The organism is uncultured Eudoraea sp. (assembly GCF_947258525.1).
Lineage (GTDB): Bacteria > Bacteroidota > Bacteroidia > Flavobacteriales > Flavobacteriaceae > Eudoraea.
In genome coordinates this window covers 19,539-41,455 of the sequence record NZ_CAMYIP010000212.1, presented here as the reverse complement: position 1 = coordinate 41,455, position 21,917 = coordinate 19,539, and the positions used below count along the sequence as shown (strand labels likewise).

The following is a 21,917-nucleotide window of genomic DNA, read 5'->3' as shown; positions in this document are numbered from 1 at the left end:
TACCCATATGGCATTCGATTTTTTACTTCCTGTAGATGAAATAGCCCTTGCACATTGTGAGCTATTACCACCCCAATCCCTTGGCAGGAATATTAATAAGCATACCGAGAAAAATGGGTTACCTGTTTTAGCCAATGCTTCTTTTGCCTTAATGGGTGTTCTGGAATCCAGAAATGCATTTGAAAAGAAGACAGAACGTCTGGATACTACTGAGATCAGAAATCAGATTTATAAGCTAATGTTGGGTAATTGGAATTCAGTTTTCGTGGATCTCGGTGATATAGAAGAGGGAGAATCAGTTGAGGATACTTATTTTGTGGTAAAGGAAATTGTAGCCGAATTACTTGAAGAAAATGTTATTCCTATAATTATTGGGGCCACTCAGGATATTACTTACCCTACTTATAGGGCCTTCGACAAAATTAAGGACATGGTAAATCTGGTGTCAATAGACAGCAGGTTCGATTTCGGTGCAGATGAGGAGCTTATTTCTTCACATTCCTATATGAGTAAAATAATTACCGATAAGCCAAACAATCTTTTTAACTTCTCAAATATTGGTTATCAGAGCTATTTTAATGCCCAGGAAGAAATAGATCTTATGGACCGTTTGTTTTTTGATGCATACCGCCTGGGAGAAATATCTTCAGACATTTCGCTGGCAGAACCAGTTTTGAGAAATGCACATATCGTAAGCCTTGATGCCCGGGCAATTAAAGCCGGGGAAATAGGCGGGTCAAAGAATTTTTCACCAAATGGATTCAATGGAAGAGAAATATGTGCAATAGCCAGATATGCCGGCATGAGTGATACTGTTGCAATATTTGGTATATATGAAAGTGAGAATACCGTTCAATCCTTTCAATTAATTGCACAGATTATCTGGTATTTTATGGAGGGCTTCAACTATAGAATAAAAGAAATGCCGAGTGCAAAAAGCAAAGACTTCAATAAGTTTAATGTACCTACTGAAACCGAGCAATTAATTTTTTATAAAAGTTTGCTTACGGAAAGATGGTGGGTTGAGATTCCATCAATTTTATCTTCACATAATAAAATAAATTCACCTGCGTTATTACCATGCACTGAACAGGACTATTTAGACGCATGTAATCAAAATATTCCCGAAAGGTGGTTCAAGGCCTATAAGAAAGGTTTTAACTAACATTAAATTATTTTAAAGGATAGACTGTTTTATACAATAAATTACTCAAAATGTAGTTTTAGAGAATAATCATTGTGAATACTGTTTATAGTCTTAATCGAAATTTAACCTAAAGTATGAAGAAGCTATTGTTATTATCTATAGCGTTTGTTTTTTTGCTCACAAGCTGTGGGTCTAAAACAAAAGGAGAACTAGTCGGAGTCCAAGGTAAAAAGTGGTATCCGGAAAAACCTTATGGAATGGAACTGATCCCCAGAGGATCATTTATCATGGGTAAAAGTGAGGAAGACATGGGAAAAGTTCTGAACGCTCCAACTAAAACTGTTACCGTACGATCTTTTTATATGGATGATACGGAAATAACGAACAGTGAATATCGCCAATTTGTAGAATGGGTGAAAGATTCCATCGTAAGAACTAAGTTGGCAATCCTCGCTGATGAATTAGGAATGGGTCCGGAAGACGGAGGCATTGGTGAATTTGCATTTAAAGATGCAGATACTACGAATATGTCTACCTATGACAAATATATGTTGGATAACTATTCCGGCATGGGTGAAACCGGATATGAAGGCAGAGGATTAAACAGGGATGAGGATTTGATCTGGGACACATCGGAATATCCTGATGAGTACTATACCGAAATTATGGATTCAATATATATTCCCGAAGAGGAATCGTATAATGGTCAAAGGACTATAGACGTTACAAAACTAAAATACAAGTACAACTGGATGGACATTGAAGCTGCGGCTCGTTCAAGAGATGCCAGAAGAAAAGATTTTATTAAGCACGAGGAATTGGAGATATATCCCGATACAACTGTTTGGATAAGAGACTTTCAGTATTCCTATAACGAACCAATGCATAATGACTATTTCTGGCATGATGCCTATAGTGATTATCCGGTTGTTGGTGTATCCTGGCAACAGGCCCAGGCTTTTTGCAACTGGAGGACGAAATTTAAAAATGACGATCAGAGGAGTAGAGGCAGACAATTCGTTAATGGGTTCAGATTACCTACTGAAGCTGAATGGGAATATGCTGCAAGAGGAGGAATCGAAAGTGGAACTTATCCCTGGGGTGGTCCTTATGTGATTAGTGATACAGGTTGCTTTATGGCAAACTTTAAACCACAGCGTGGTGATTACGCTGCTGATGCGGCTTTGTACACTGTAGAAGCCAAGTCTTATGAACCAAATGATTATAATCTTTACAATATGGCAGGAAATGTTTCTGAATGGACCAATTCCAGCTATGACCCAAATTCTTACGATTATGTATCTACTATGAATCCAAATGGTGGAGATTATGGAAACAAAAGAAAAGTAATTCGTGGAGGCTCCTGGAAAGATGTTGCTTATTTCTTACAGGTTAGTACCAGAGATTATGAGTATAGAGATTCTGCCAGAAGTTATATAGGTTTTAGGACCGTTCAAGATTATATGGGAGAAGAAGACTCAACACAGTAGTTTTTACGTACATAAATAAATCAAACAATAAACCAAATACTTATTTTTAACATTAAACTTAAATTAAATTTAGAATTATGGCACAGTCAAAATCAACAAAAAAATTATTTAACATGGCCTACGGGCTTGGAGCGTCGGTGGTTATCATTGGTGCGTTATTTAAAATCCTGCACTGGGAATTCGGACCTCTTACAGGTGGTCTTCTGCTAGCAGTAGGTCTTATTACGGAAGCACTTATTTTTGCAATTAGTGCATTTGAACCGGTAGATGATGAGTACGATTGGTCTCTGGTATATCCTGAATTAACAGGCGGAATGACTAGCGGTAAAAATGATGTTCAGGATGCTAAAGAGGCAGAAGGAATATTGTCTAGAAAATTAGACGAGCTTTTAAAAGAAGCTAACATAGACGCTAACCTAATGGAAAGCCTTGGCGAAAGCATTCGTAATTTTGAAGGTGCTGCAAAAGGTATCGCTCCTTCAGTGGATGCAATGGAATCTACCAAAAAATATTCTGATGAAATGGTAGAGGCAGCTTCTCAAATGGAGTCTTTAAACAGCTTATATAAGGTACAATTGGAAAGCGCTAGCAGACAAGCTTCTGTAAACGAAGAAGTTGTTCAAAATGCAAGTGCTCTTAAAGACCAAATGGAATCTCTTGCTTCCAATCTTTCTTCCTTAAATGGAGTATACGGAGGTATGTTATCTGCAATGAATAAAAACTAATTAGTGCATTAGTAAACCCAAATCAAAATTTTAATCAAAAACTAATTAGAAAACATGGCAGGAGGAAAATTGTCACCACGTCAGAAGATGATCAACTTAATGTATTTGATCTTCATCGCAATGCTGGCGCTAAATATGAGTAAGGAAGTTCTGGCAGCATTCGGTCTTATGAACGAAAAGCTGGAAGCTTCTAACGCAAAAACCACTGAGAACAACCTAGCGTTCTTAAATGGTTTAGAAACTAAAGCATCTGAAAATGCGGAAAAATTTGGTCCGCTACTGGAAGATGCCAAAAAGATTAAGGAATTGTCCCAGGAGTATTATGATTATCTCGAAGGGCTGAAAGGAAGAATGTTAGCCGAGATAAAAGATCCTAAGGATTATCAGGTTATGGATAAGTCTGATTATTTAGATCAGAAATTTTTTCAAGGTGATAACCTGGCTCCTGAAGGGAAAGAATTCTTAAAAAGGATTACGGATTACCGTACTCAGATTTCAGCTATTTTACCGGAAAGCATGAGCGAAGTGAAGGCTTCTGTTCAAACCAGATTTGAAACTGGCGATGCTAATGGTAAAGTTGAGAAGCGAGATGGTACCAAGCAGGATTGGATAAATTATCAATTCGAAGGTTTTCCGGTAGTTGCTTCTTTAACTAAGATTACACAGATACAAACTGATGTTAAGGCTACAGAGCAGGATGCTTTGAAATCTATGTTAGAAGGCCAGTTGACCAGTGAAGTATCTATGACCAATTATACTACGCTTTTAGAGCAGGAAAAATCAGCTTTTTATGCTGGTGAGAAGTTCCAGGGTGCAGTTGTATTAGGTCGTAAGGATGCTACAACAAGGCCAAATGAAGTTAATCTAACTTTAGATGGCAGAAAACTTAGTGAAGGTAAGGATTATGAGATCAAGAATGGTCAGGTAAAACTTTTAGTTAGTGCCGGAAACCCGGGAGATCATAAGATTGCAGGTAACCTGGTATTTATTCAGGATGGTGAGAGAACAGAAGTTCCTGTTTCTCAAACATTTGCCACGATCACTAAGCCTAATGCTGCATTAATTGCTGCAGATAAGATGAATGTGGTTTACCGCGGAGTATCTAACCCAATGTCGATTTCCATACCTGGAATTCCAAATAACAAGGTAAGCGCATCTGCACCAGGTCTTAAGAGAAGACAAGGTAGTAAGTATATCATGAACCCTGGAACAGGAAGAACAGTAACTATTGTCGCATCTGGTACTTTACCTGACGGACAACGTGTTTCCTCAAAATCTGAGTTCAGGATCAAGGATATTCCAAGACCTTCAGGATCTATTAGAGGAGAAACCGGTAGTGCTAAAATGCCTAGAAGAAACCTTGAAATTGCGACAATTGGCGCACTGCTTGAAGACTTCGATTTTGACTTGAATCTTGCAATTAGCGGATTTAAATTCAAAGTGCCTGGTCAACCAACAGTAAGTGTTAATGGCAACAAATTGGATAGTAGAGCTAAATCGGCCCTGAAAAGAGCTAAAAGAGGCGATGCTGTTCAGGTATTTGATATTCAAGCTTATATCACAAATAACAAAAGCTATAAACTGAAGAAGGTATCTCCGGTAATTGTGGAGATTACGAACTAAGAATAGTATAAATTATAATTTTATGAATTGGAAGAATGTTTTAATTGCTGGAGCTGTAGCGCTACTACCAATATCTATGATGGCACAGGCTAATATATTAAATGCCAAACTGCCTGAGGAAATTGGTAAAAAAACAGAAGCGCAAATAGCAGCGGATAATGATGCTCCGCTGCCATACGGCTACGTAGATGACAGGGATATACTTTGGTCTAAGACTGTATGGGAGGTAATTGATCTCGATGAAAGAGTAAATTTCCCACTGTACTATCCGCTTGACACCATAGATATTGGTGCGGACAGAAGGTCGTTATACGATGTTTTTATGAAAAACATTAAAAACGGTGAACTTACTGACGTATATGTAGATTCTTATTTTACTGAAAAAAGAAATTTGAGTGACCTGGAAGCTACATTGAAAAAAGTAGATACTACAGATCTTGGATATGAGCAAATCAATGCCGGTGAACAGCTTTCTCCCGAATATGTTAATCAAAGGGAACTTACTGCGGCTGATATTGAAGAGTATCGTATCAAAGGGATATGGTATTTTGATAAGCGACAGGGCGAATTGAAATATCGCATGTTAGGTATTGCCCCTGTAGCACCCGACGTAAACTTTATAGATGATGAATCTATGGATCCCAATGATAATAAAGTTGAACTTTTTTGGGTTTGGTATCCCAGTGCCAGAGAGATATTACATGAAGCCAAGGTTTTTAACCAACAAAACTCGGCGCAGCCAATATCTTTTGATATGTTGTTGAATGCCAGACGTTTTAATGGTCTTATCTATAGAGAAGACAATGTTCAGGGTGATCGTGTAATTAATGATTACATAGCCGATAATGCTCTGTTCCAGCTTCTTGAAGCAGATCGTATTAAAGAAACAATACGTGACAGGGAACAGGATATGTGGGCTTACTAGAAGTAAGTTTTGAATTCCAATTCAGATATAAAATAAAAAACGCTGCACCATTTGGTGCGGCGTTTTTTAATTTTACAAAATGGTAGATTACATAATAGTAGGTCTTGGCCTGGCCGGGATAGCATTTTGTGAAAGGCTTGAACAGCATAATAAAACCTTTGTTGTAATCAATGATGAATCACAAACATCATCTAATATTGCCGGCGGATTATACAATCCTGTTATTTTAAAAAGGTTTAGCCTGGCCTGGAAAGCAGATGAACAATTGGAGATGGTATCCCCATTTTACAAAGCCCTGGAGGATAAACTGGGAGAATCATTAGATCATAAAGTGCCCGTCTTAAGGATTTTTGCTTCCGTGGAAGAGCAAAACTTATGGTTTGAGGCGGCAGATAAAATAAAATTACAACCCTATCTTTCGACCCAATTACTCGTTAATAAAAACCCGTGTCTTCATGCACCATTTGGCTTTGGACAGGTCTTACATACCGGAAGACTAGATACAAAACGGTTGGCAAAACTCTATTCCGAATATTTGTCTAAGAAAAAGTGCTTATACAAAGAAACTTTCAACTTTGCTGATTTAAAGATAGGAACGAAGAGTATATCTTATAAAGCTCTAATTGCCAAAAGAATTGTTTTTGCAACAGGCTTTGGACTAAAAAGCAATGGGTATTTTAATTATTTACCACTTAATGGTACAAAAGGAGAACTTTTAACAATTAAAGCCCCGGCTCTTAAAGAACGGAGCGTTATTAAATCTTCAGTTTTTATTATTCCTGTAGGCAATGATCATTACAGAGTTGGAGCTACGTACAAATGGAAGGATAAAAGCAATGAACCAACTTCAGAGGCCAGACACGAACTCCAAACAAAGCTGGATACCTTTTTAAACTGTGATTATAAAATAACGAGCCATGTAGCCGGAATAAGACCCACAGTCGCAGATAGGAGACCTTTGGTAGGCAAACACCCGGTTTTTAATCATATGTACTTATTAAATGGTTTTGGATCAAGAGGAGTTATGATAGCACCATATGCTTCAGACCAGTTATATCAATATATAGAAAATGGCAGGTCTTTAGAACCTGAGATGGACATCTCAAGATATGACAAGGATTATATTAAAGTTTAATCAATGTGGACAGTTCCCGGATCGTATTTTATAAAGATGTTGATCCAAATATTTCTGGAAAGCCTGATGATAACCGGCATAAAGACAACCATTGTAACTACTATTGCAATAAATGTCTCTAGTAAACCAATACCAATTATTAAAAAAGCAATGACAAAGGCCGCTACTGCAAATGCTATTCCAACGGCATAGCTAACATACATCGCTCCATAGAAAAAGGACGGCTCAATTTTGTACTTAGTATTGCAGTGTGTGCAACGGTCATGCATTTTAAAAAGAGAACCCAGATGATAAGGATTAGTATCTTCATACATACTTTCTCCGTGGCATCTTGGACAACTTCCTGTTAAAATACTGTAGAGTTTGTTTCCTTTTTTTAACATTTGCAAAAGTTTAGGCAAAACTACAATTTTAAGAAGTTTATTATTGTAACACCAATTACAAAAAATGCTAAATATTCATAATCTTTCTGTTTCTTTTGGAGGAGAATACCTGTTTAAAGAAATCGCGTTTAGATTAAATGCGGGAGATAGGGTTGGGCTTATTGGAAAGAATGGCGCAGGGAAATCTACCCTGCTAAAACTTCTATCTAAAGAAATGAGTCCGGATTCGGGGACACTGGCCACAGAAAAAGATATAAAAATAGGCTGCCTAAAACAAGATCTTGATTTTGAATATGGAAGATCCGTCCTTGATGAAGCTTACGAAGCTTTTGTTGAATTAAAAGCACTTGAAAAGAAGTTGGAGAATATAAACCTGCAATTGGCTGAAAGAACGGACTACGAGAGTGATAAATACAATCAATTAATAATAGACTTAAATGATTTAACACATCAGTATGAAGTCCATGGAGGATACAATTATCAGGGACAGACAGAAAGAATCCTTTTAGGTCTTGGTTTTAAAAGGGAGGATTTTAATAAAAGTACAGATACATTTTCCGGAGGATGGCGGATGCGCATAGAATTGGCCAAATTACTCCTGCAGAATAATGATGTTCTCCTATTGGATGAGCCCACCAATCATTTGGATATTGATTCTATACTTTGGCTGGAGCAATTCCTGCTTAATTTTACCGGTGCACTGGTGTTAGTTTCTCATGATAGAATGTTTTTGGATAATGTTACCAACAGAACCATAGAAATATCTCTTGGTAGAATCTATGATTACAATAAACCGTATTCTAAATATTTAGAGCTAAGAGAAGAAATAAAAGAACAACAACTTAGCGCCCGTAAAAACCAGGAGAAAGAAATTCAGCAAACTGAGCGACTGATAGATAAATTCCGGGCCAAGGCTTCAAAAGCTTCTATGGCTCAGTCGCTGATTAAGAAACTGGACAGGATGGAGCGTATTGAGGTAGATGAGGATGACCTTAGTGCTATGAAATTGCGCTTTCCAATTTCTGTAACTCCCGGAAAAGTAATATTTGAAATGGAGAACCTTTCCAAAAGTTATGGTAATAAGGAAGTATTAAACGGTGTAGACATAATTTTAGAAAGGGACAGCAAAACAGCTTTTGTAGGCCAGAACGGGCAAGGGAAAACTACTTTGGCTAAAATCTTGGTAGGCGAATTGGAGTATCAGGGGAAACTAAAATCTGGTCATAACGTTGAGATAGGTTATTTTGCACAGAATCAAATGGAGTATCTGGATGGTGATAAAAACATACTTGACACCATGATTGATGCAGCAAATGAGAAAAACAGGAGTAAAGTAAGGGATATATTGGGCTCTTTTCTTTTTAGTGGGGATGACGTGGATAAATATGTCAAGGTTTTATCAGGAGGGGAAAGGAACAGGTTGGCTTTGGCTAAAATGTTGCTTCAGCCTTTTAATGTTCTTGTAATGGATGAGCCAACAAATCATCTTGATATTAAATCCAAACATATTTTAAAAGAAGCATTAAAACAATTTGAAGGTACTTTGATAGTAGTTTCACATGACCGGGATTTTTTGCAGGGACTTACCAATAAGGTTTATGAGTTTAAGGATAAAAGGATTAAGGAGTATTTAGGCGATATTGATTATTTTCTTGAACAGCGAAAAGTTCAGGATTTCAGGGAAATTGAAAAGAAACAAGCTATACCGACAAAGAAAGAAAAAAGCAATAGCAAACCTTCAGATTACGAAAGTCAGAAAAGATTAAAGTCGCTAAAGAATAAGTTAAGTACTATTGAGAGTACTATATCCTCATTGGAGAAAGAGATTGCCAAAATAGATCATGATCTGCTAATGGATTACGATGCTACAATCGCGATTCCCGATTTTTTTGACTCGTATCAGGCCAAAAAAAAAGAACTTGAGGCCTTAATGATAAGGTGGGAAAATACTACTTTAGAGCTTGAAAACACTGGGCCAGCCGACTAAAAAGTAAGGCAGAAAATTTTTCACAACAAAAAACAGGCCTTTCACAACAAAAACGCGCACTTCATCGACTAAATAGGTTGTTTATCTGCAAAACGTCGTATATTTGTAGGGTAATTCTTAAGTATTGTAAAGTTTTTATTTAAGTAAAGATACAACTATTTCTTAAAGCCAAATTTAATGAAAAAGCTGCTCCTACTTCTTGTTATTATAATGACAGCTAGTCAAGTGATAAATGCCAAGGTCAGCAAGGCTGAAAAGCAGGCCTTATTAGATCTATATGAGAGCACCAATGGAACTTCGTGGCTAAAACAATGGAACACAGACCAGCCGGTATCCGAATGGTATGGAGTTACGGTTGAAGGAAACCATGTAGTAGAGATAAATTTATTTCGTAACAACCTTTCAGGAATAATACCCCAGAGCATTGGTAACTTGAATCATCTAAGGATCCTGAACCTTGCATTCAATACCCTCAGTGGAGAATTACCCAATACCATTTCACAATTACAAAATCTGGAGATACTAAAAATTGAAATGAACAGATTGAAAGGAAACCTTCCTTCTGAGATAGGCAACCTGGTCAATTTGTTAGAGCTTACTGCTTTTAATAACTTTTTCTCAGGAAGTATTCCTGATAGTATTGGAGATATAGAGAATCTAAGGGTTTTAAATTTATCCAGTAATAATTTTGTGGGCCATATACCAGATTCAATAGGAAATCTAACCAGACTTGAAAGTCTCGGACTTTTTGAGAATGCACTTGATGGTGATATACCGCGAAACTTAGGGCAATTGGTTCTGCTCAAAGAACTTGTCCTTGCTAATAATCAATTAGGGGGGGCTATTCCTGCAGAATTTGGACAGTTAGCCAGTCTTAAGGTATTCCAAATTCAGAATAACAAATTTAATTCATACAAAAACCTGGAACTTATGGACACCAGAGAATTCCTGGTTTTTGATTACGATAAAGACGATGTAAAATTAGATTTCAAGGATGTCAATTTTTCCAAAACACGTATGGCAGATACGAAATTTGAAGACGATGAAGAACATTAGTAATTGACTTTATACTTTAGTTAGTTTGGCCAAAGGGATGCGATAAGCATCCCTTTTTGTTTTACGATAAATTAAAATAATTAGACATAATTTAAGTTTTATTTAACGTTAGTTGCATATGCAACTAATAAAATATAACGTTATATTTGCAGCATGAACAATTCGGATATTTTAGTAGATTTTGATACGTCAGTAGGTCGTTGGATAGGCAGTACTGCTAAGATGGTGGATAATTATTTGCACGAAGCTTTTCAAAGCCAGGGCCTTGATCTTAGTAAAGAACAAATGATTGTCCTTAAAAAATTACATGAAAATGATGGCCTTATTCAAAATGAATTGGCATATCTGACTTTAAGGGATAAATCTTCTTTGGCGAGATTACTGGCTAAAATGGAGCGTAAAAATTATATAACCAGGGAACAGGATGAATTTGACAAGCGTGTAAACAGGGTTTTTATTACCGAAACCGGCAGAACAACATTTAGATTAACACGCCCCATAATAGTTGGACTAAAAGAAATCATGGAAAAAGATATTAAGGAAGAAGAAATATATCAACTTACAAATACGCTGAAGAGTATTCAACGAAACATTAGCTCCGAAGAGGCCCAAATTTAATAACAAAACAATGAGAAAAATTATTTTATCAATATTAGGAATCTTAATTATAGTAGCCTCGTTTTTTTTGGCTAAGCAAATTATCAACAGTAAAACCCGGCCAAGGGCGAAAGTAGAAAAAGTTGTAAAAACTGTTTTTACTGAAACTGTTACCAATAGGACAGTTCCTATTATAGTTCCGGCCAATGGTAATCTAATGGCAAAAAGGAGAGTGGAACTCTATGCTGAAGTTCAGGGGGTATTCCAAAAAACGAATAGACTTTTTAAAGCAGGACAACCCTATAGAAAAGGTGAGACAATTATTAAAATAGATGCAGCCGAATATTATGCAAGTGTACAGTCGGCTAAGAGTAATTTATACAATTTGATTACTTCTATTATGCCCGATCTTCGTTTGGACTACCCGGAAGTATTCCCTAAATGGCAAGCTTATTTAAGCGAATTTGACCTCAACAGAACCACACCTCCACTTCCGGAAATGACAACTGAAAAAGAGAAATTCTTTATTTCGGGCCGTGGTATTCTCACAAACTATTACAATGTCAAAAATCAGGAGCAACGTTTACGAAAATACAGTATTTCTGCTCCGTTCAATGGTATACTCACTGAAGCGCTCGTTACAGAGGGTTCGCTGGTTAGATCCGGGCAGAAATTGGGAGAATTTATCAATACAGACACCTATGAATTGGAAGTTTCCATCAGTAAAACATATAGTGACCTTTTAAAACTTAATGAGCATGTAGACCTTGTTAATCTCGATCGTACTAAAACGTACAAAGGTGTTATTTCCAGAATTAACGGGAATATTGATTTGGCTACACAGACTATTAAGGCCTTTATTGAGGTAAGCGATCCGGATTTAAAAGAAGGGATGTATCTCGAAGCAAACCTTAATGCCAAACAGGAAACGGATGCGATCGAAATAGACAGGAGCCTTTTGCTGGAGAACGATCAGATTTTTGTGGTACGGGATTCATTACTTGATCTTATTGATGTGAGGCCCGTATATTTTTCGGACAAAAAAGTTGTGCTAAAAGATGTCCCCGAAGGTATTTCAATACTAACCAAACCTGTTGTTGGCGCTTTTGACGGAATGTTGGTAAAAAAATATAAAAGAGAAACAGCAAAAATAGAAAACTAATGAGAAAAGTAATCTCGTATTTCATAAAATATCACGTTGCCGTAGATGTAATAATTATTGCTTTTTTCATTTTCGGAATTGTTGGAGCTACTTCTTTAAAATCTTCGTTTTTTCCATTAACGGATTCAAAGAATATCTCAGTAAATATAACCTACCCTGGCGCATCTCCACAGGAGATAGAAGAAGGTATTGTTTTAAAAATTGAGGATAATCTTAAGGGCTTAGAAGGTGTTGACAGGGTAACCTCAACTTCAAGAGAAAATAGTGGAAATATAAACGTTGAAATTGAAAAAGGCCGCGATATAGACTTTATGCTGCTGCAAGTGAAGAATGCGGTAGACAGAGTGCCTACATTCCCTACAGGCATGGAACCATTAATTGTTTCAAAATTAGAAGCAGTAAGACAAACTATTAGTTTTGCAATTAGTGGTGAAAATATTCCTCTGGTAACCCTAAAACAAATAGCCCGTCAGATTGAAAACGATATTCGGTCAATTGATGGCATATCTCAGATATCTATTTCTGGGTTTCCACAAGAAGAAATTGAAATTGCAGTTAATGAAAATAATCTTCTGGCGTATGGTTTGTCTTTCTCTGAGGTTGCAAGTGCAGTTTCCAATGCCAATATTCTCGTAACCGGAGGGAACATAAAAACAAGTGAAGAGGAATACCTGATACGCGCAAATAACAGGTCCTATTATGGTGATGAACTTTCAAATTTAATCATAAGAGCTGATGCCGCCGGACAGACAGTTCGCCTGAAGGATATAGCAATTATAAGGGATCGGTTTTCTGAAACACCTAATGCATCTTATTTCAACGGAGACCTTTCCGTACGAACTACTATTACAAGTACGAATACAGAGGATCTTATTTCTTCTGCGGAAAAAGTTCGCAATTATATTGAAGATTTTAACCAGAAAAATAATAATATTCAGTTAAGTGTTGTTAGTGATCTTTCAAATACACTTACACAACGTACCCAACTACTTACGGAAAACGCCATAATTGGTATGATCCTGGTACTTCTTTTTCTATCTGTATTTCTCAATACAAGGTTGGCTTTTTGGGTAGCATTTGGATTACCTGTTGCCTTTTTGGGGATGTTTATTTTTGCAGGTTTTTTCGATGTTACCATAAATGTTCTGTCCCTTTTTGGGATGATTATAGTCATCGGGATTCTTGTAGATGACGGGATTGTAATTGCCGAAAACATATATCAACATTATGAGAAAGGAAAGACTCCGGTACAAGCTGCGATAGATGGAACTATGGAGGTAATCCCTCCTATTGTATCTGCAATTATAACAACAATACTTGCGTTCTCGATATTTTTATTCCTGGACGGACGGATAGGGGAGTTCTTTGGAGAAGTTTCTGTAATCGTCATACTAACTCTTGTAGTTTCCCTTGTAGAAGCCCTTATAATACTGCCGGCTCACCTGGCACACTCCAAAGCCCTGCAGGCAGAAGATAAAAGACCAAAGACAGGGCTAGCCAAAATATTTTCAAAGCTTAGAGCTATCAATAAAGGTGGAGATCAGATTATGATTTGGTTTCGGGATAAGGCCTATAGTCCCACATTAAAATTTGCCTTGAAATACAAATTATTAACCTTTTCCTTTTTCGTTTTTGCATTAATTCTCACTTTCGGATCTATTGGCGGAGGAATTATTAGAACGGCATTTTTTCCCAGAATAGCCAGTGACAGGGTTCAGGTAGAATTACTTATGCCAAATGGCACCAATGAAAAAATAACAGATTCCATCATAACCTTAATTGAGGAGAAGGCAGAAATTGTCAATCAGGAACTAACAGAACAATATCTTCAAGGCACTGGTAAAGAACTTTATGAAAATGTAATAAAAAATGTAGGACCCGGATCTTCGGCGGCAACCCTTACCATTAATCTATTGCCGGGTGAGGAACGTCCGAATGAAATTCGGTCAGATGTTGTTACGAAAAGACTACGAGAATTGGTTGGACCCGTAATAGGCGTTGAAAGTCTTATATATGGCTCAGGAGGTAATTTTGGAGGTGACCCGGTATCTGTTTCGCTATTGGGGTATAACATTCAGGAATTAAAGGCAGCAAAAGAGGAGTTGAAAAATGCAATGATTAATAATCCTGACCTTAAGGATATTTCAGATAATGATCCGGCAGGGATTAAAGAAATCCGCCTGGAACTCAAGGAAAATGCATATTTGCTTGGTCTTAATTTAAGGACGGTAATGAATCAGGTTCGGGCTGGATTCTTTGGAACTCAAGCCCAGCGATTTCAAAGAGGCCAGGATGAGATAAGGGTTTGGGTAAGATATGATCGCGAAAACAGATCTTCAATAACAGACCTGGATGAAATGCGGATAGTTACTCCAAATGGAAGTAGAATACCTTTAAAAGAAATTGCCACCTATACTATTGAACGTGGAGATGTGGCTATCAATCATTTAGATGGCCAGCGTGAAATTCAATTATCATCAGATCTTAAAGATGCCAAAAAGGTTAGTGCAACGGATGTGATGACTGAAATTCGGACGGAAATCATGCCTGAAATTTTAGCCAAATATCCAACGGTTACACCTTCCTATGAAGGTCAAAACAGAGAAGCCGGAAAACTCGTAGGCTCACTGCGCTTTGTTGGTCTAACCGTATTGTTTTTGATTTATGTTACCATAGCCTTTACCTTCCGAAGTTTTAGCCAACCTTTAATGCTTATCTTATTGATACCATTTAGTTTAACTGCAGTCGCATGGGGGCATTGGATTCATGATTTCCCAATTAATATTTTGTCAATGTTGGGTATTATTGCTCTTATTGGGATTATGGTGAACGATGGACTTGTGCTTATAGGAAGATTTAACAATAACCTGAGATCCGGGATGACGTTTGATGATGCCATGTATGATGCAGGTCGCTCCCGATTCAGAGCTATCTTTCTAACTTCGTTGACCACCATTGCAGGATTGGCTCCGTTAATACTGGAACAAAGCAGACAAGCACAGTTTCTTATTCCTATGGCTATTTCAATTGCCTATGGGATAGCTTTTGCTACAGTGCTAACACTGGTAATGTTACCAATATTTTTATCGTTCAGTAATAAGGTTAAGGTAAATGCTAAGTGGTTGGCAACGGGTAATAAAGTGCCAAAAGAACTTGTGGAACGAGCCATAAAAGAGCAAAAGGAAGAACTGCACCAACAGAATCAGTTAGTAACCAAACTTATTAAAGAATCTCCGAACAGTTCGGTCAAAGGAGAAAACAAAAAACAAGCTTCAATTGAACTAGAAGGTAAGGAAAAATGAAAAACTATATCTGGATTATTGTGCTTTTAGCATTGAATATTAATGCTAATGCACAGGAAAGCTTATTGTCAAAAAGTGAGGCCATTAATCTCGCTTTAGAGCAGAATTTTGGAATAAAAGTTGCCGAAAATACGGTAGAAATTGCAGATAATAACCAGGGGATTTTAAATACCGGGTTTTTACCTATTCTTTCCGGCGTAGCCAATGCAAGTTTTGCCGAGGATAATAATACTATCGAATTTCCCGGTCAGGTTGATGAAAATGGAAATCCCCGCCCGGATGTAGAAATTAACAATGCAGAAACGAAACGTTATGGTGCGAGTTTAAATCTCAATTATACCTTATTTGATGGGTTGGGGCGTACCTACAATTATAAAAGGTTAAAGGAACAGTACCAACTAACGGAATTACAGGCGAGGGAAACCATTCAGAGCACAATACTTCAGCTGCTCAGCATTTATTTTGAGGTAGCCCGGTTATCCGAAAATGAGTTTGCCCAAAAGGAGGCATTAGAGGTTTCGAAAGACCGGATTAAAAGGGCGGAATATTCTTTCGAGTACGGGCAAAACACTCAGCTTGATGTATTAAATGCTGAGGTAGATGTAACTAACGACAGTATCATCCTCCTGAATACAAAGCAATTATTAGAAAATACCAAAAGAGATTTAAATGTTGTACTAAATCAGGATATGTCTATTGATTATGCAGTAGATACCTTAATAAATTTTATTCCCATGCTGGAAATTCAGGCAATGGTAGACGATGTTTCCTTAAACAATCTGGCAATCCTGCAAACTGAAAGGAATTTGGCAATAAATGAATATGATATAAAGGTGAGTAAATCGGGTTATTTACCGGTAATTGGTTTGACTGGTTCTTATGGATGGAATTTAAACCAGAACCCTGCATCCGCATTCTTTCCCGGCACCATTAATAACAATCAAAATTTTTCTGTTGGGGCCGGTCTTACCTGGAACCTTTTTGATGGAGGAAACACCACGGTGCAGGTTCGTAATGCAAAAATTCTTTACGAAAATCAGGAATTGTTAAAGAAGCAGGTTGAACTGGAAGTTGAAAGGGATATCCAAAATGCATTGGAAACTTATAAGAACAGGTTGGCGATTTATGAAATCCAGGAGAAAGCGGTAATTACCAATCAGAATAACTTTGAAAGATCAAGGGAACAATACCAATTGGGTAGAATTACTTCAATTGAATTCAGGCAGGCACAAATAAATCTTTTAACTGCACAAACAACTAAAAACCTCGCTAAATACGATGCTAAACTGGCCGAATTACAGCTATTGGATTTAACCGGTCAGTTGCTGAATGTAGATTTTTAATATTTCATAAATACTGTCTATAACTTAATTTTGAATAACTGAAATGTATGAACATTTTTTTCAGTGTCCTTATTGCTGGGAAGAAATTTCTATGCTGTTAGATCCTTCCATTAAACAGCAGAAATACGTGGAAGATTGCGAGATTTGCTGTAATCCTATAGAGTTAACCATAGAATTTAGTGACGGCAACCCTGAAAGTTTCCAGGCTAATAATCTGGAACAATAAGCTTTTTCGTATTACCCTTTTGTTGATTTGTATAAATAGTCTATTTACTTCATAAAAAAGATATAGTTAAGAGGTTTTGATTATCTTACCTGGCGGAAAACTTTATTAGTAGCAATTATTCCATTTTCCCTTTTGATAAGAATTGGCTTTTAATGTATAATTTATGAAAGGACTTGATACATTAGACTGGGTAGTAATAACGATCTATTTTCTTCTATTACTGGGAGTTGCATGGTGGGTTATAAAACAAAAACAAAAGAATACTGAGGATTATTTTCTTGCCGGACGTAACATTGGGTGGTTTATCGTTGGGGCCTCCATTTTTGCTTCAAATATAGGATCTGAGCATGTTGTAGGCTTGGCGGGCAATGGAGCCGGAGATAAAATGCCTTTGCTTATTTATGAGTTACATGCCTGGATTGTTTTAATGCTGGGCTGGGTTTTTCTTCCTTTCTATGCGCGCAGTGGGGTTTTTACAATGCCGGAATTCCTTGAAAAACGATTTGATTCAAGATCAAGATGGGTATTATCTGTGGTGTCTTTAATAGCTTATATATTGACCAAAGTTTCTGTCACAATCTATGCTGGTGGCGTAGTGGTTTCAGCTCTGCTGGGAATTCCTTTTTGGATTGGCGCAGTTGCTACAGTAGTCCTTACAGGGATATATACAGTTTTGGGAGGGATGCGGGCAGTGGTTTATACAGAGACTATTCAGGCGATAGTATTGGTCCTGGGTGCGGGAATACTGACATTTTTGGGATTAGAGGCCGTGGGAGGATGGGGCGAGTTAAAGCAAACCATTGGACCGGAATATTTTAATATGTGGCGCCCTAATTCGGATCCGGATTACCCCTGGCTACCCCTCTTTATAACCAGCACAGTTGTAGGTATCTGGTATTGGTGCACAGATCAGGTAATTGTACAAAGGGTGCTTGCTGCCAAAAACATAAAAGAGGGTAGGAGAGGAAGCATTTTTGGAGCACTTTTGAAACTCATGCCCGTGTTCCTTTTTTTAATACCGGGAGTAATTGCACTGGCATTAAAAATTAAGGGAGAGCTCCATTGGGAAAGTCCGGATGAAGCATTTCCGGTATTGATGAGCAATTTAATGCCTTCAGGACTTCGGGGATTGGTTGCAGCGGGTCTGTTGGCCGCCTTAATGAGTTCACTTGCTTCTGTATTTAATTCATGTTCTACATTATTTACCCTCGATATTTATAAAAAACTTAGACCGGAAAAGCCGGAAGAAGAATTAGTAAAAACAGGGCGAATTGCCACCTTTTTTGTGGTTGGTCTTGGGCTTTTATGGATTCCGATTATTACGACACTATCCGACGGCCTTTATGAATACCTTCAGAATGTACAGGCCTATATTTCTCCCCCAATTGCTGCTGTTTTCTTGTTGGGTATTTTTTACAAGCGCATTAATGCCAACGGCGCTATTGCCACTTTAATTGGTGGTTTTATCATTGGTTTTGGCAAGCTTACCCTGGAGATTGTAAAATCGGGCTTTGCTGAAGGTAGTTTTCTTTATGCCATTGCAGATATAAATTGGCTGGTTTTTGGAGCTTATTTCTTTGCAATGTGCATTGGAATTGCAGTTGCTGTCAGCATGATGTATCCGGCTCCTACACAGGCACAATTGCAAGGCCTTACTTTTGGCACAATTAGCTCGGAACAAAGGGCCGAAAACAAAGCTAGTTACAATTGGGTGGACATTGTTACTTCTATATTGATTCTCGCAATTGTAGTATATATCATGATTTCATTTAGCACACTTGCATTATAGATATATCCTGCTCTATGAAATAAATGAGGATTAAATTTAAAAAATTTATAAATTGAATGCAGATGCGTTCCTTACTCCTGTTTTTATTGATTTTTATAGTTAGCTGCAATTCAGAAAAGGATAATAAACCTAATGTGGTTCTCTTTGTTGTAGATGATCTGGGTTGGACTGATTTGTCGAGCTATGGGAGCGATTTATATCAGACCCCAAACGTGGATAAGCTTGCTAAAAATGGGATGCTATTTACAGACGCATATTCTACATGTACGGTTTGTTCACCATCAAGAGCAAGTATAATGACCGGTAAATATCCGGCCCGGATCAATTGTACGGATTGGATCAGTGGACATAAAAAACCCTTTGCCAAATTGAAGATTCCGGACTGGACCCAATATATGGCGCAGGAGGAAACCACATTGGCTGAAGTATTCAAAAAGGCCGGTTACAAAACAATCCATATAGGGAAATGGCATTTGGGAGAAGAAGACAAATACTGGCCTGAATTTCAGGGATTTGACATCAATATAGGTGGCTGGTCAATGGGTGCCCCGCAAAAAAGGAATGGAGGAAATGGCTACTTCCCACCTTATTTAAACCCCCGGTTGAGTGATGGCCCGGAAGGAGAATACCTTACCGAACGATTAGGAGATGCAGCCTTGGAATTTATTGAAGAAAATAAGCAGGAGAAGGCACCATTTTTTATGAACTTCTGGTTCTATAACGTACATACCCCCCTACAGGCGAAAGACGATAAGATAAAAAAGTACGAAAAACAGATTAAGCAGGGCGCCAATCATGAAAATCCTGTATACGCCGCCATGGTTGAACATATGGATGATGCTGTTGGTAAAGTATTAAACAAGCTGGAGGAAAGTGGGATGCTTGAGAATACCATTGTTATTTTTACCAGTGATAATGGAGGACTTAGGGGGAATTACGAAAATAACAGGAAAAAAGTTACCTCTAATTTACCATTGCGTTCAGGAAAAGGAGATGTCTATGAAGGAGGTGTCCGTGTTCCCTTTATTGTTCATTGGCCCAATAATATTTTGGAAGGACAGGTTGCTGATACCCCCATAACTTCTGCAGATATTTTTCCAACAATTCTAGGACTAACAGGTGTTAAGATAAATGAGCAATCTGCTGAAAATATAGATGGGATAGATTTTGCGCCTCTTTTAACCTCTGGAGATGATATTCACAGGGATGCTATATACTGGCATTATCCGCATTATCACTTGGAGGGGGCAAAGCCTTATAGTGCAATTCGCAAAGGCGACTGGAAGCTAATTGAGATTTTTGAAAATAGGGAGCTGGAGCTATATAATCTTAAAGAAGATATTGGTGAGAAAAACAACCTGAGATTACGATATCCGGAAAAGGTGGTTGAACTTCAAAACGATTTAAATAGCTGGCGAAAAGATGTAAATGCACAATTACCAAAAACCAATCCTCAATTTATGGAGGAATATGAACATCATTGGAAAGCTGGGCAATGGAGAAATAGATCAGATGCGGAATTTTTGGAACATTTAAAGAAGGATAACTAATGAAGAAAACTGTAATATTCCTTCTGGGGTCATTTATTGTATTATCCTGCTCGGAAGTAAAGCAGAAGGAAGAACTAAGGCCCAATATCATTTATATCTTGGCAGATGATTTGGGTTATGGTGATTTGAGTTGCTATGGACAGCAAAACTTTCAAACGCCCCACCTGGATAATCTTGCCACGCAAGGCATGAAATTTACACAGCATTATAGTGGGTCTACTGTTTGTGCACCTGCCCGGTCTTCTTTAATGACCGGATTGCATACAGGACATACACCCATACGGGGAAACAAGGAGTTAGAAATTGAGGGACAAGTTTCTTTACCCGCATCATCTTTAACTCTTGCTGAATTACTCAAAGAAGCGGGTTATAAGACAGGAGCTTTTGGAAAATGGGGCCTCGGCTTTATTGGTCAGGAAGGAGATCCTAATAAACAGGGTTTCGATGAGTTTTATGGTTATAATTGTCAGCGTATGGCACACAGGTATTATCCTCCCTATTTATGGCAAAATGGTACAAAAGTATTTTTAAATGGAAATGATTGGACTAATACCGTTACTTATGCTCCGGATAAAATTCAGGAAGCTACGTTGCGGTTTATTGAACAAAATAAGGACACAACATTTTTTGCATATGTTCCATTAGTGCTGCCTCATGCTGAATTGATTTCACCCAGTGACTCGCTCTTGCAACAATTTCAGGGGAAATTTACAGAAAAACCTTATTTGCCAACAAATCCCTATACTTCTGATTATGGTCCGGACATTATACCACATCAATATTGTTCTCAGGATTCACCTTATGCTGTTTTCGCTTCTATGGTAACCCGCCTGGATGCATATGTAGGACAAATAGTAACTAAATTGGAAGAGCTTGGAATTAAGAAGAACACAATAATTATGTTCGCCAGTGATAATGGTCCTCATGAGGAAGGTGGCGCAAATCCTGAATTTTTTAATAGTGCAGGCGGTTTGCGGGGAGTAAAGCGGGATCTCTATGAAGGAGGTATTCGTACACCTATGATCGTAGTTTGGCCGGATAAAGTAAAGGCCGGATCAACCTCAAATCATATTTCCGCATTTTGGGACATAATGCCAACGTATGCCGAAATTGTGGGGGTTCAATTAAAATCGGAAACAGATGGGATCTCTTTTTTGCCCGAATTATTGGGCCAAACGGCCCAAAAAAAGCATGAATATCTCTATTGGGAATTTAGTGAAAGAGGCGGAAGACAGGCTATCCGGATGGGTGATTGGAAAGCCATAGTATACGATTTGCAAAAAGATCCCAATCCAAAAATTCAGCTTTACAATCTGGCAGAAGATGAATTTGAAAATAATGATATCTCCTCCGAACATCCGGAAATAGTCAGTAAAATGAGCCAATTGATGAAAGATGTAAGAGTAGAATCACCATTATTTCCATTGTTTAATTAAAAGATCCTTACTGTTATGTTTTCTGCCCAATCAAATTAAAT

At 37.7% G+C, this 21,917-nt stretch carries 17 protein-coding genes; 16 read left to right on the top strand and 1 reads right to left on the bottom strand.

Annotation, left to right across the window (positions count from 1 at the left end):
* The first annotated feature begins 7 nt into the window (after positions 1-7).
* From Q0X89_RS16310 to Q0X89_RS16285, 6 genes are all read left to right on the top strand, one after another.
* Positions 8-1,165 carry a formimidoylglutamase gene (locus tag Q0X89_RS16310; protein WP_297696138.1) on the top strand — a complete coding sequence of 386 codons (1,158 nt, stop codon included), beginning with the start codon at positions 8-10 and terminating at the stop codon, positions 1,163-1,165.
* A 116-nt stretch (positions 1,166-1,281) separates the two neighbouring features.
* Complete coding sequence (gldK, locus tag Q0X89_RS16305; RefSeq protein ID WP_297696136.1) at positions 1,282-2,637, top strand: gliding motility lipoprotein GldK; 1,356 nt, start codon at positions 1,282-1,284, stop codon at positions 2,635-2,637.
* A 77-nt stretch (positions 2,638-2,714) separates the two neighbouring features.
* The gene (gene gldL / locus Q0X89_RS16300) at positions 2,715-3,362 is read left to right on the top strand and encodes a gliding motility protein GldL (protein ID WP_297696134.1); all 648 of its coding nucleotides are present in this window, start codon (positions 2,715-2,717) and stop codon (positions 3,360-3,362) included.
* Positions 3,363-3,416: 54 nt separating this feature from the next.
* A complete protein-coding gene (gene gldM, locus Q0X89_RS16295; RefSeq protein ID WP_297696132.1) occupies positions 3,417-4,985 on the top strand; it encodes a gliding motility protein GldM in 1,569 nt (522 codons plus the stop codon).
* A 22-nt stretch (positions 4,986-5,007) separates the two neighbouring features.
* On the top strand, positions 5,008-5,910 hold the full coding sequence (gene gldN, locus Q0X89_RS16290; RefSeq protein ID WP_297696130.1) for a gliding motility protein GldN: 903 nt from the start codon (positions 5,008-5,010) through the stop codon (positions 5,908-5,910).
* A 79-nt stretch (positions 5,911-5,989) separates the two neighbouring features.
* Positions 5,990-7,045 (top strand): FAD-binding oxidoreductase, encoded by a 1,056-nt coding sequence (locus Q0X89_RS16285; protein ID WP_297696128.1) that lies wholly within the window; start codon positions 5,990-5,992, stop codon positions 7,043-7,045.
* Here the strand turns inward: Q0X89_RS16285 and Q0X89_RS16280 are convergent.
* On the bottom strand, positions 7,042-7,428 hold the full coding sequence (locus Q0X89_RS16280) for a DUF983 domain-containing protein (RefSeq protein ID WP_297696126.1): 387 nt from the start codon (positions 7,426-7,428) through the stop codon (positions 7,042-7,044). The two genes, Q0X89_RS16285 and Q0X89_RS16280, sit on opposite strands and share 4 nt — an antisense overlap.
* 64 nt (positions 7,429-7,492) lie before the next feature.
* Between Q0X89_RS16280 and Q0X89_RS16275 the strand changes: the two genes are divergently transcribed.
* The 10 genes from Q0X89_RS16275 to Q0X89_RS16230 all read left to right on the top strand — a co-directional run bounded on the left by Q0X89_RS16275 (position 7,493) and on the right by Q0X89_RS16230 (position 21,876).
* On the top strand, positions 7,493-9,415 hold the full coding sequence (locus Q0X89_RS16275) for an ABC-F family ATP-binding cassette domain-containing protein (protein ID WP_297696124.1): 1,923 nt from the start codon (positions 7,493-7,495) through the stop codon (positions 9,413-9,415).
* A 177-nt stretch (positions 9,416-9,592) separates the two neighbouring features.
* On the top strand, positions 9,593-10,471 hold the full coding sequence (locus Q0X89_RS16270) for a hypothetical protein (protein ID WP_297696122.1): 879 nt from the start codon (positions 9,593-9,595) through the stop codon (positions 10,469-10,471).
* A gap of 153 nt (positions 10,472-10,624) precedes the next feature.
* The gene (locus tag Q0X89_RS16265; RefSeq protein WP_297696120.1) at positions 10,625-11,089 is read left to right on the top strand and encodes a MarR family transcriptional regulator; all 465 of its coding nucleotides are present in this window, start codon (positions 10,625-10,627) and stop codon (positions 11,087-11,089) included.
* Between the two features lie 10 nt (positions 11,090-11,099).
* The gene (locus Q0X89_RS16260; RefSeq protein ID WP_297696117.1) at positions 11,100-12,230 is read left to right on the top strand and encodes an HlyD family efflux transporter periplasmic adaptor subunit; all 1,131 of its coding nucleotides are present in this window, start codon (positions 11,100-11,102) and stop codon (positions 12,228-12,230) included.
* Positions 12,230-15,532, top strand: a complete 3,303-nt coding sequence (locus Q0X89_RS16255; RefSeq protein WP_297696115.1) for an efflux RND transporter permease subunit — start codon at positions 12,230-12,232, stop codon at positions 15,530-15,532. The genes Q0X89_RS16260 and Q0X89_RS16255 overlap by 1 nt, the downstream gene beginning before the upstream one ends.
* On the top strand, positions 15,529-16,875 hold the full coding sequence (locus Q0X89_RS16250; protein WP_297696113.1) for a TolC family protein: 1,347 nt from the start codon (positions 15,529-15,531) through the stop codon (positions 16,873-16,875). Before Q0X89_RS16255 ends, Q0X89_RS16250 begins: the two co-directional genes overlap by 4 nt.
* 43 nt (positions 16,876-16,918) lie before the next feature.
* Complete coding sequence (locus tag Q0X89_RS16245; protein ID WP_297696111.1) at positions 16,919-17,101, top strand: CPXCG motif-containing cysteine-rich protein; 183 nt, start codon at positions 16,919-16,921, stop codon at positions 17,099-17,101.
* A gap of 163 nt (positions 17,102-17,264) precedes the next feature.
* A complete protein-coding gene (locus Q0X89_RS16240) occupies positions 17,265-18,890 on the top strand; it encodes a sodium:solute symporter (RefSeq protein ID WP_297696109.1) in 1,626 nt (541 codons plus the stop codon).
* Positions 18,891-18,952: 62 nt separating this feature from the next.
* Positions 18,953-20,440, top strand: coding sequence for a sulfatase (locus Q0X89_RS16235; RefSeq protein WP_297696107.1), 1,488 nt, complete (start codon positions 18,953-18,955; stop codon positions 20,438-20,440).
* Entirely contained in the window at positions 20,440-21,876 is a 1,437-nt protein-coding gene (locus Q0X89_RS16230; RefSeq protein WP_297696105.1) for an arylsulfatase, read from the top strand. The genes Q0X89_RS16235 and Q0X89_RS16230 overlap by 1 nt, the downstream gene beginning before the upstream one ends.
* Positions 21,877-21,917 lie beyond the last annotated feature (41 nt).

What these genes read in the sequence shown, in the direction of transcription:
- Q0X89_RS16280 (WP_297696126.1), bottom strand. Translation starts at nt 7,428, where the DNA reads ATGTTAAAAAAAGGAAACAAACTCTACAGTATTTTAACAGGAAGTTGT.
- Q0X89_RS16235 (WP_297696107.1), top strand. Translation starts at nt 18,953, where the DNA reads ATGCGTTCCTTACTCCTGTTTTTATTGATTTTTATAGTTAGCTGCAAT.
- gldN (WP_297696130.1), top strand. Translation starts at nt 5,008, where the DNA reads ATGAATTGGAAGAATGTTTTAATTGCTGGAGCTGTAGCGCTACTACCA.
- Q0X89_RS16275 (WP_297696124.1), top strand. Translation starts at nt 7,493, where the DNA reads ATGCTAAATATTCATAATCTTTCTGTTTCTTTTGGAGGAGAATACCTG.
- gldM (WP_297696132.1), top strand. Translation starts at nt 3,417, where the DNA reads ATGGCAGGAGGAAAATTGTCACCACGTCAGAAGATGATCAACTTAATG.
- Q0X89_RS16230 (WP_297696105.1), top strand. Translation starts at nt 20,440, where the DNA reads ATGAAGAAAACTGTAATATTCCTTCTGGGGTCATTTATTGTATTATCC.
- Q0X89_RS16310 (WP_297696138.1), top strand. Translation starts at nt 8, where the DNA reads ATGGCATTCGATTTTTTACTTCCTGTAGATGAAATAGCCCTTGCACAT.
- Q0X89_RS16255 (WP_297696115.1), top strand. Translation starts at nt 12,230, where the DNA reads ATGAGAAAAGTAATCTCGTATTTCATAAAATATCACGTTGCCGTAGAT.
- Q0X89_RS16270 (WP_297696122.1), top strand. Translation starts at nt 9,593, where the DNA reads ATGAAAAAGCTGCTCCTACTTCTTGTTATTATAATGACAGCTAGTCAA.
- Q0X89_RS16265 (WP_297696120.1), top strand. Translation starts at nt 10,625, where the DNA reads ATGAACAATTCGGATATTTTAGTAGATTTTGATACGTCAGTAGGTCGT.
- Q0X89_RS16260 (WP_297696117.1), top strand. Translation starts at nt 11,100, where the DNA reads ATGAGAAAAATTATTTTATCAATATTAGGAATCTTAATTATAGTAGCC.
- gldK (WP_297696136.1), top strand. Translation starts at nt 1,282, where the DNA reads ATGAAGAAGCTATTGTTATTATCTATAGCGTTTGTTTTTTTGCTCACA.
- Q0X89_RS16240 (WP_297696109.1), top strand. Translation starts at nt 17,265, where the DNA reads ATGAAAGGACTTGATACATTAGACTGGGTAGTAATAACGATCTATTTT.
- Q0X89_RS16245 (WP_297696111.1), top strand. Translation starts at nt 16,919, where the DNA reads ATGTATGAACATTTTTTTCAGTGTCCTTATTGCTGGGAAGAAATTTCT.
- gldL (WP_297696134.1), top strand. Translation starts at nt 2,715, where the DNA reads ATGGCACAGTCAAAATCAACAAAAAAATTATTTAACATGGCCTACGGG.
- Q0X89_RS16285 (WP_297696128.1), top strand. Translation starts at nt 5,990, where the DNA reads ATGGTAGATTACATAATAGTAGGTCTTGGCCTGGCCGGGATAGCATTT.
- Q0X89_RS16250 (WP_297696113.1), top strand. Translation starts at nt 15,529, where the DNA reads ATGAAAAACTATATCTGGATTATTGTGCTTTTAGCATTGAATATTAAT.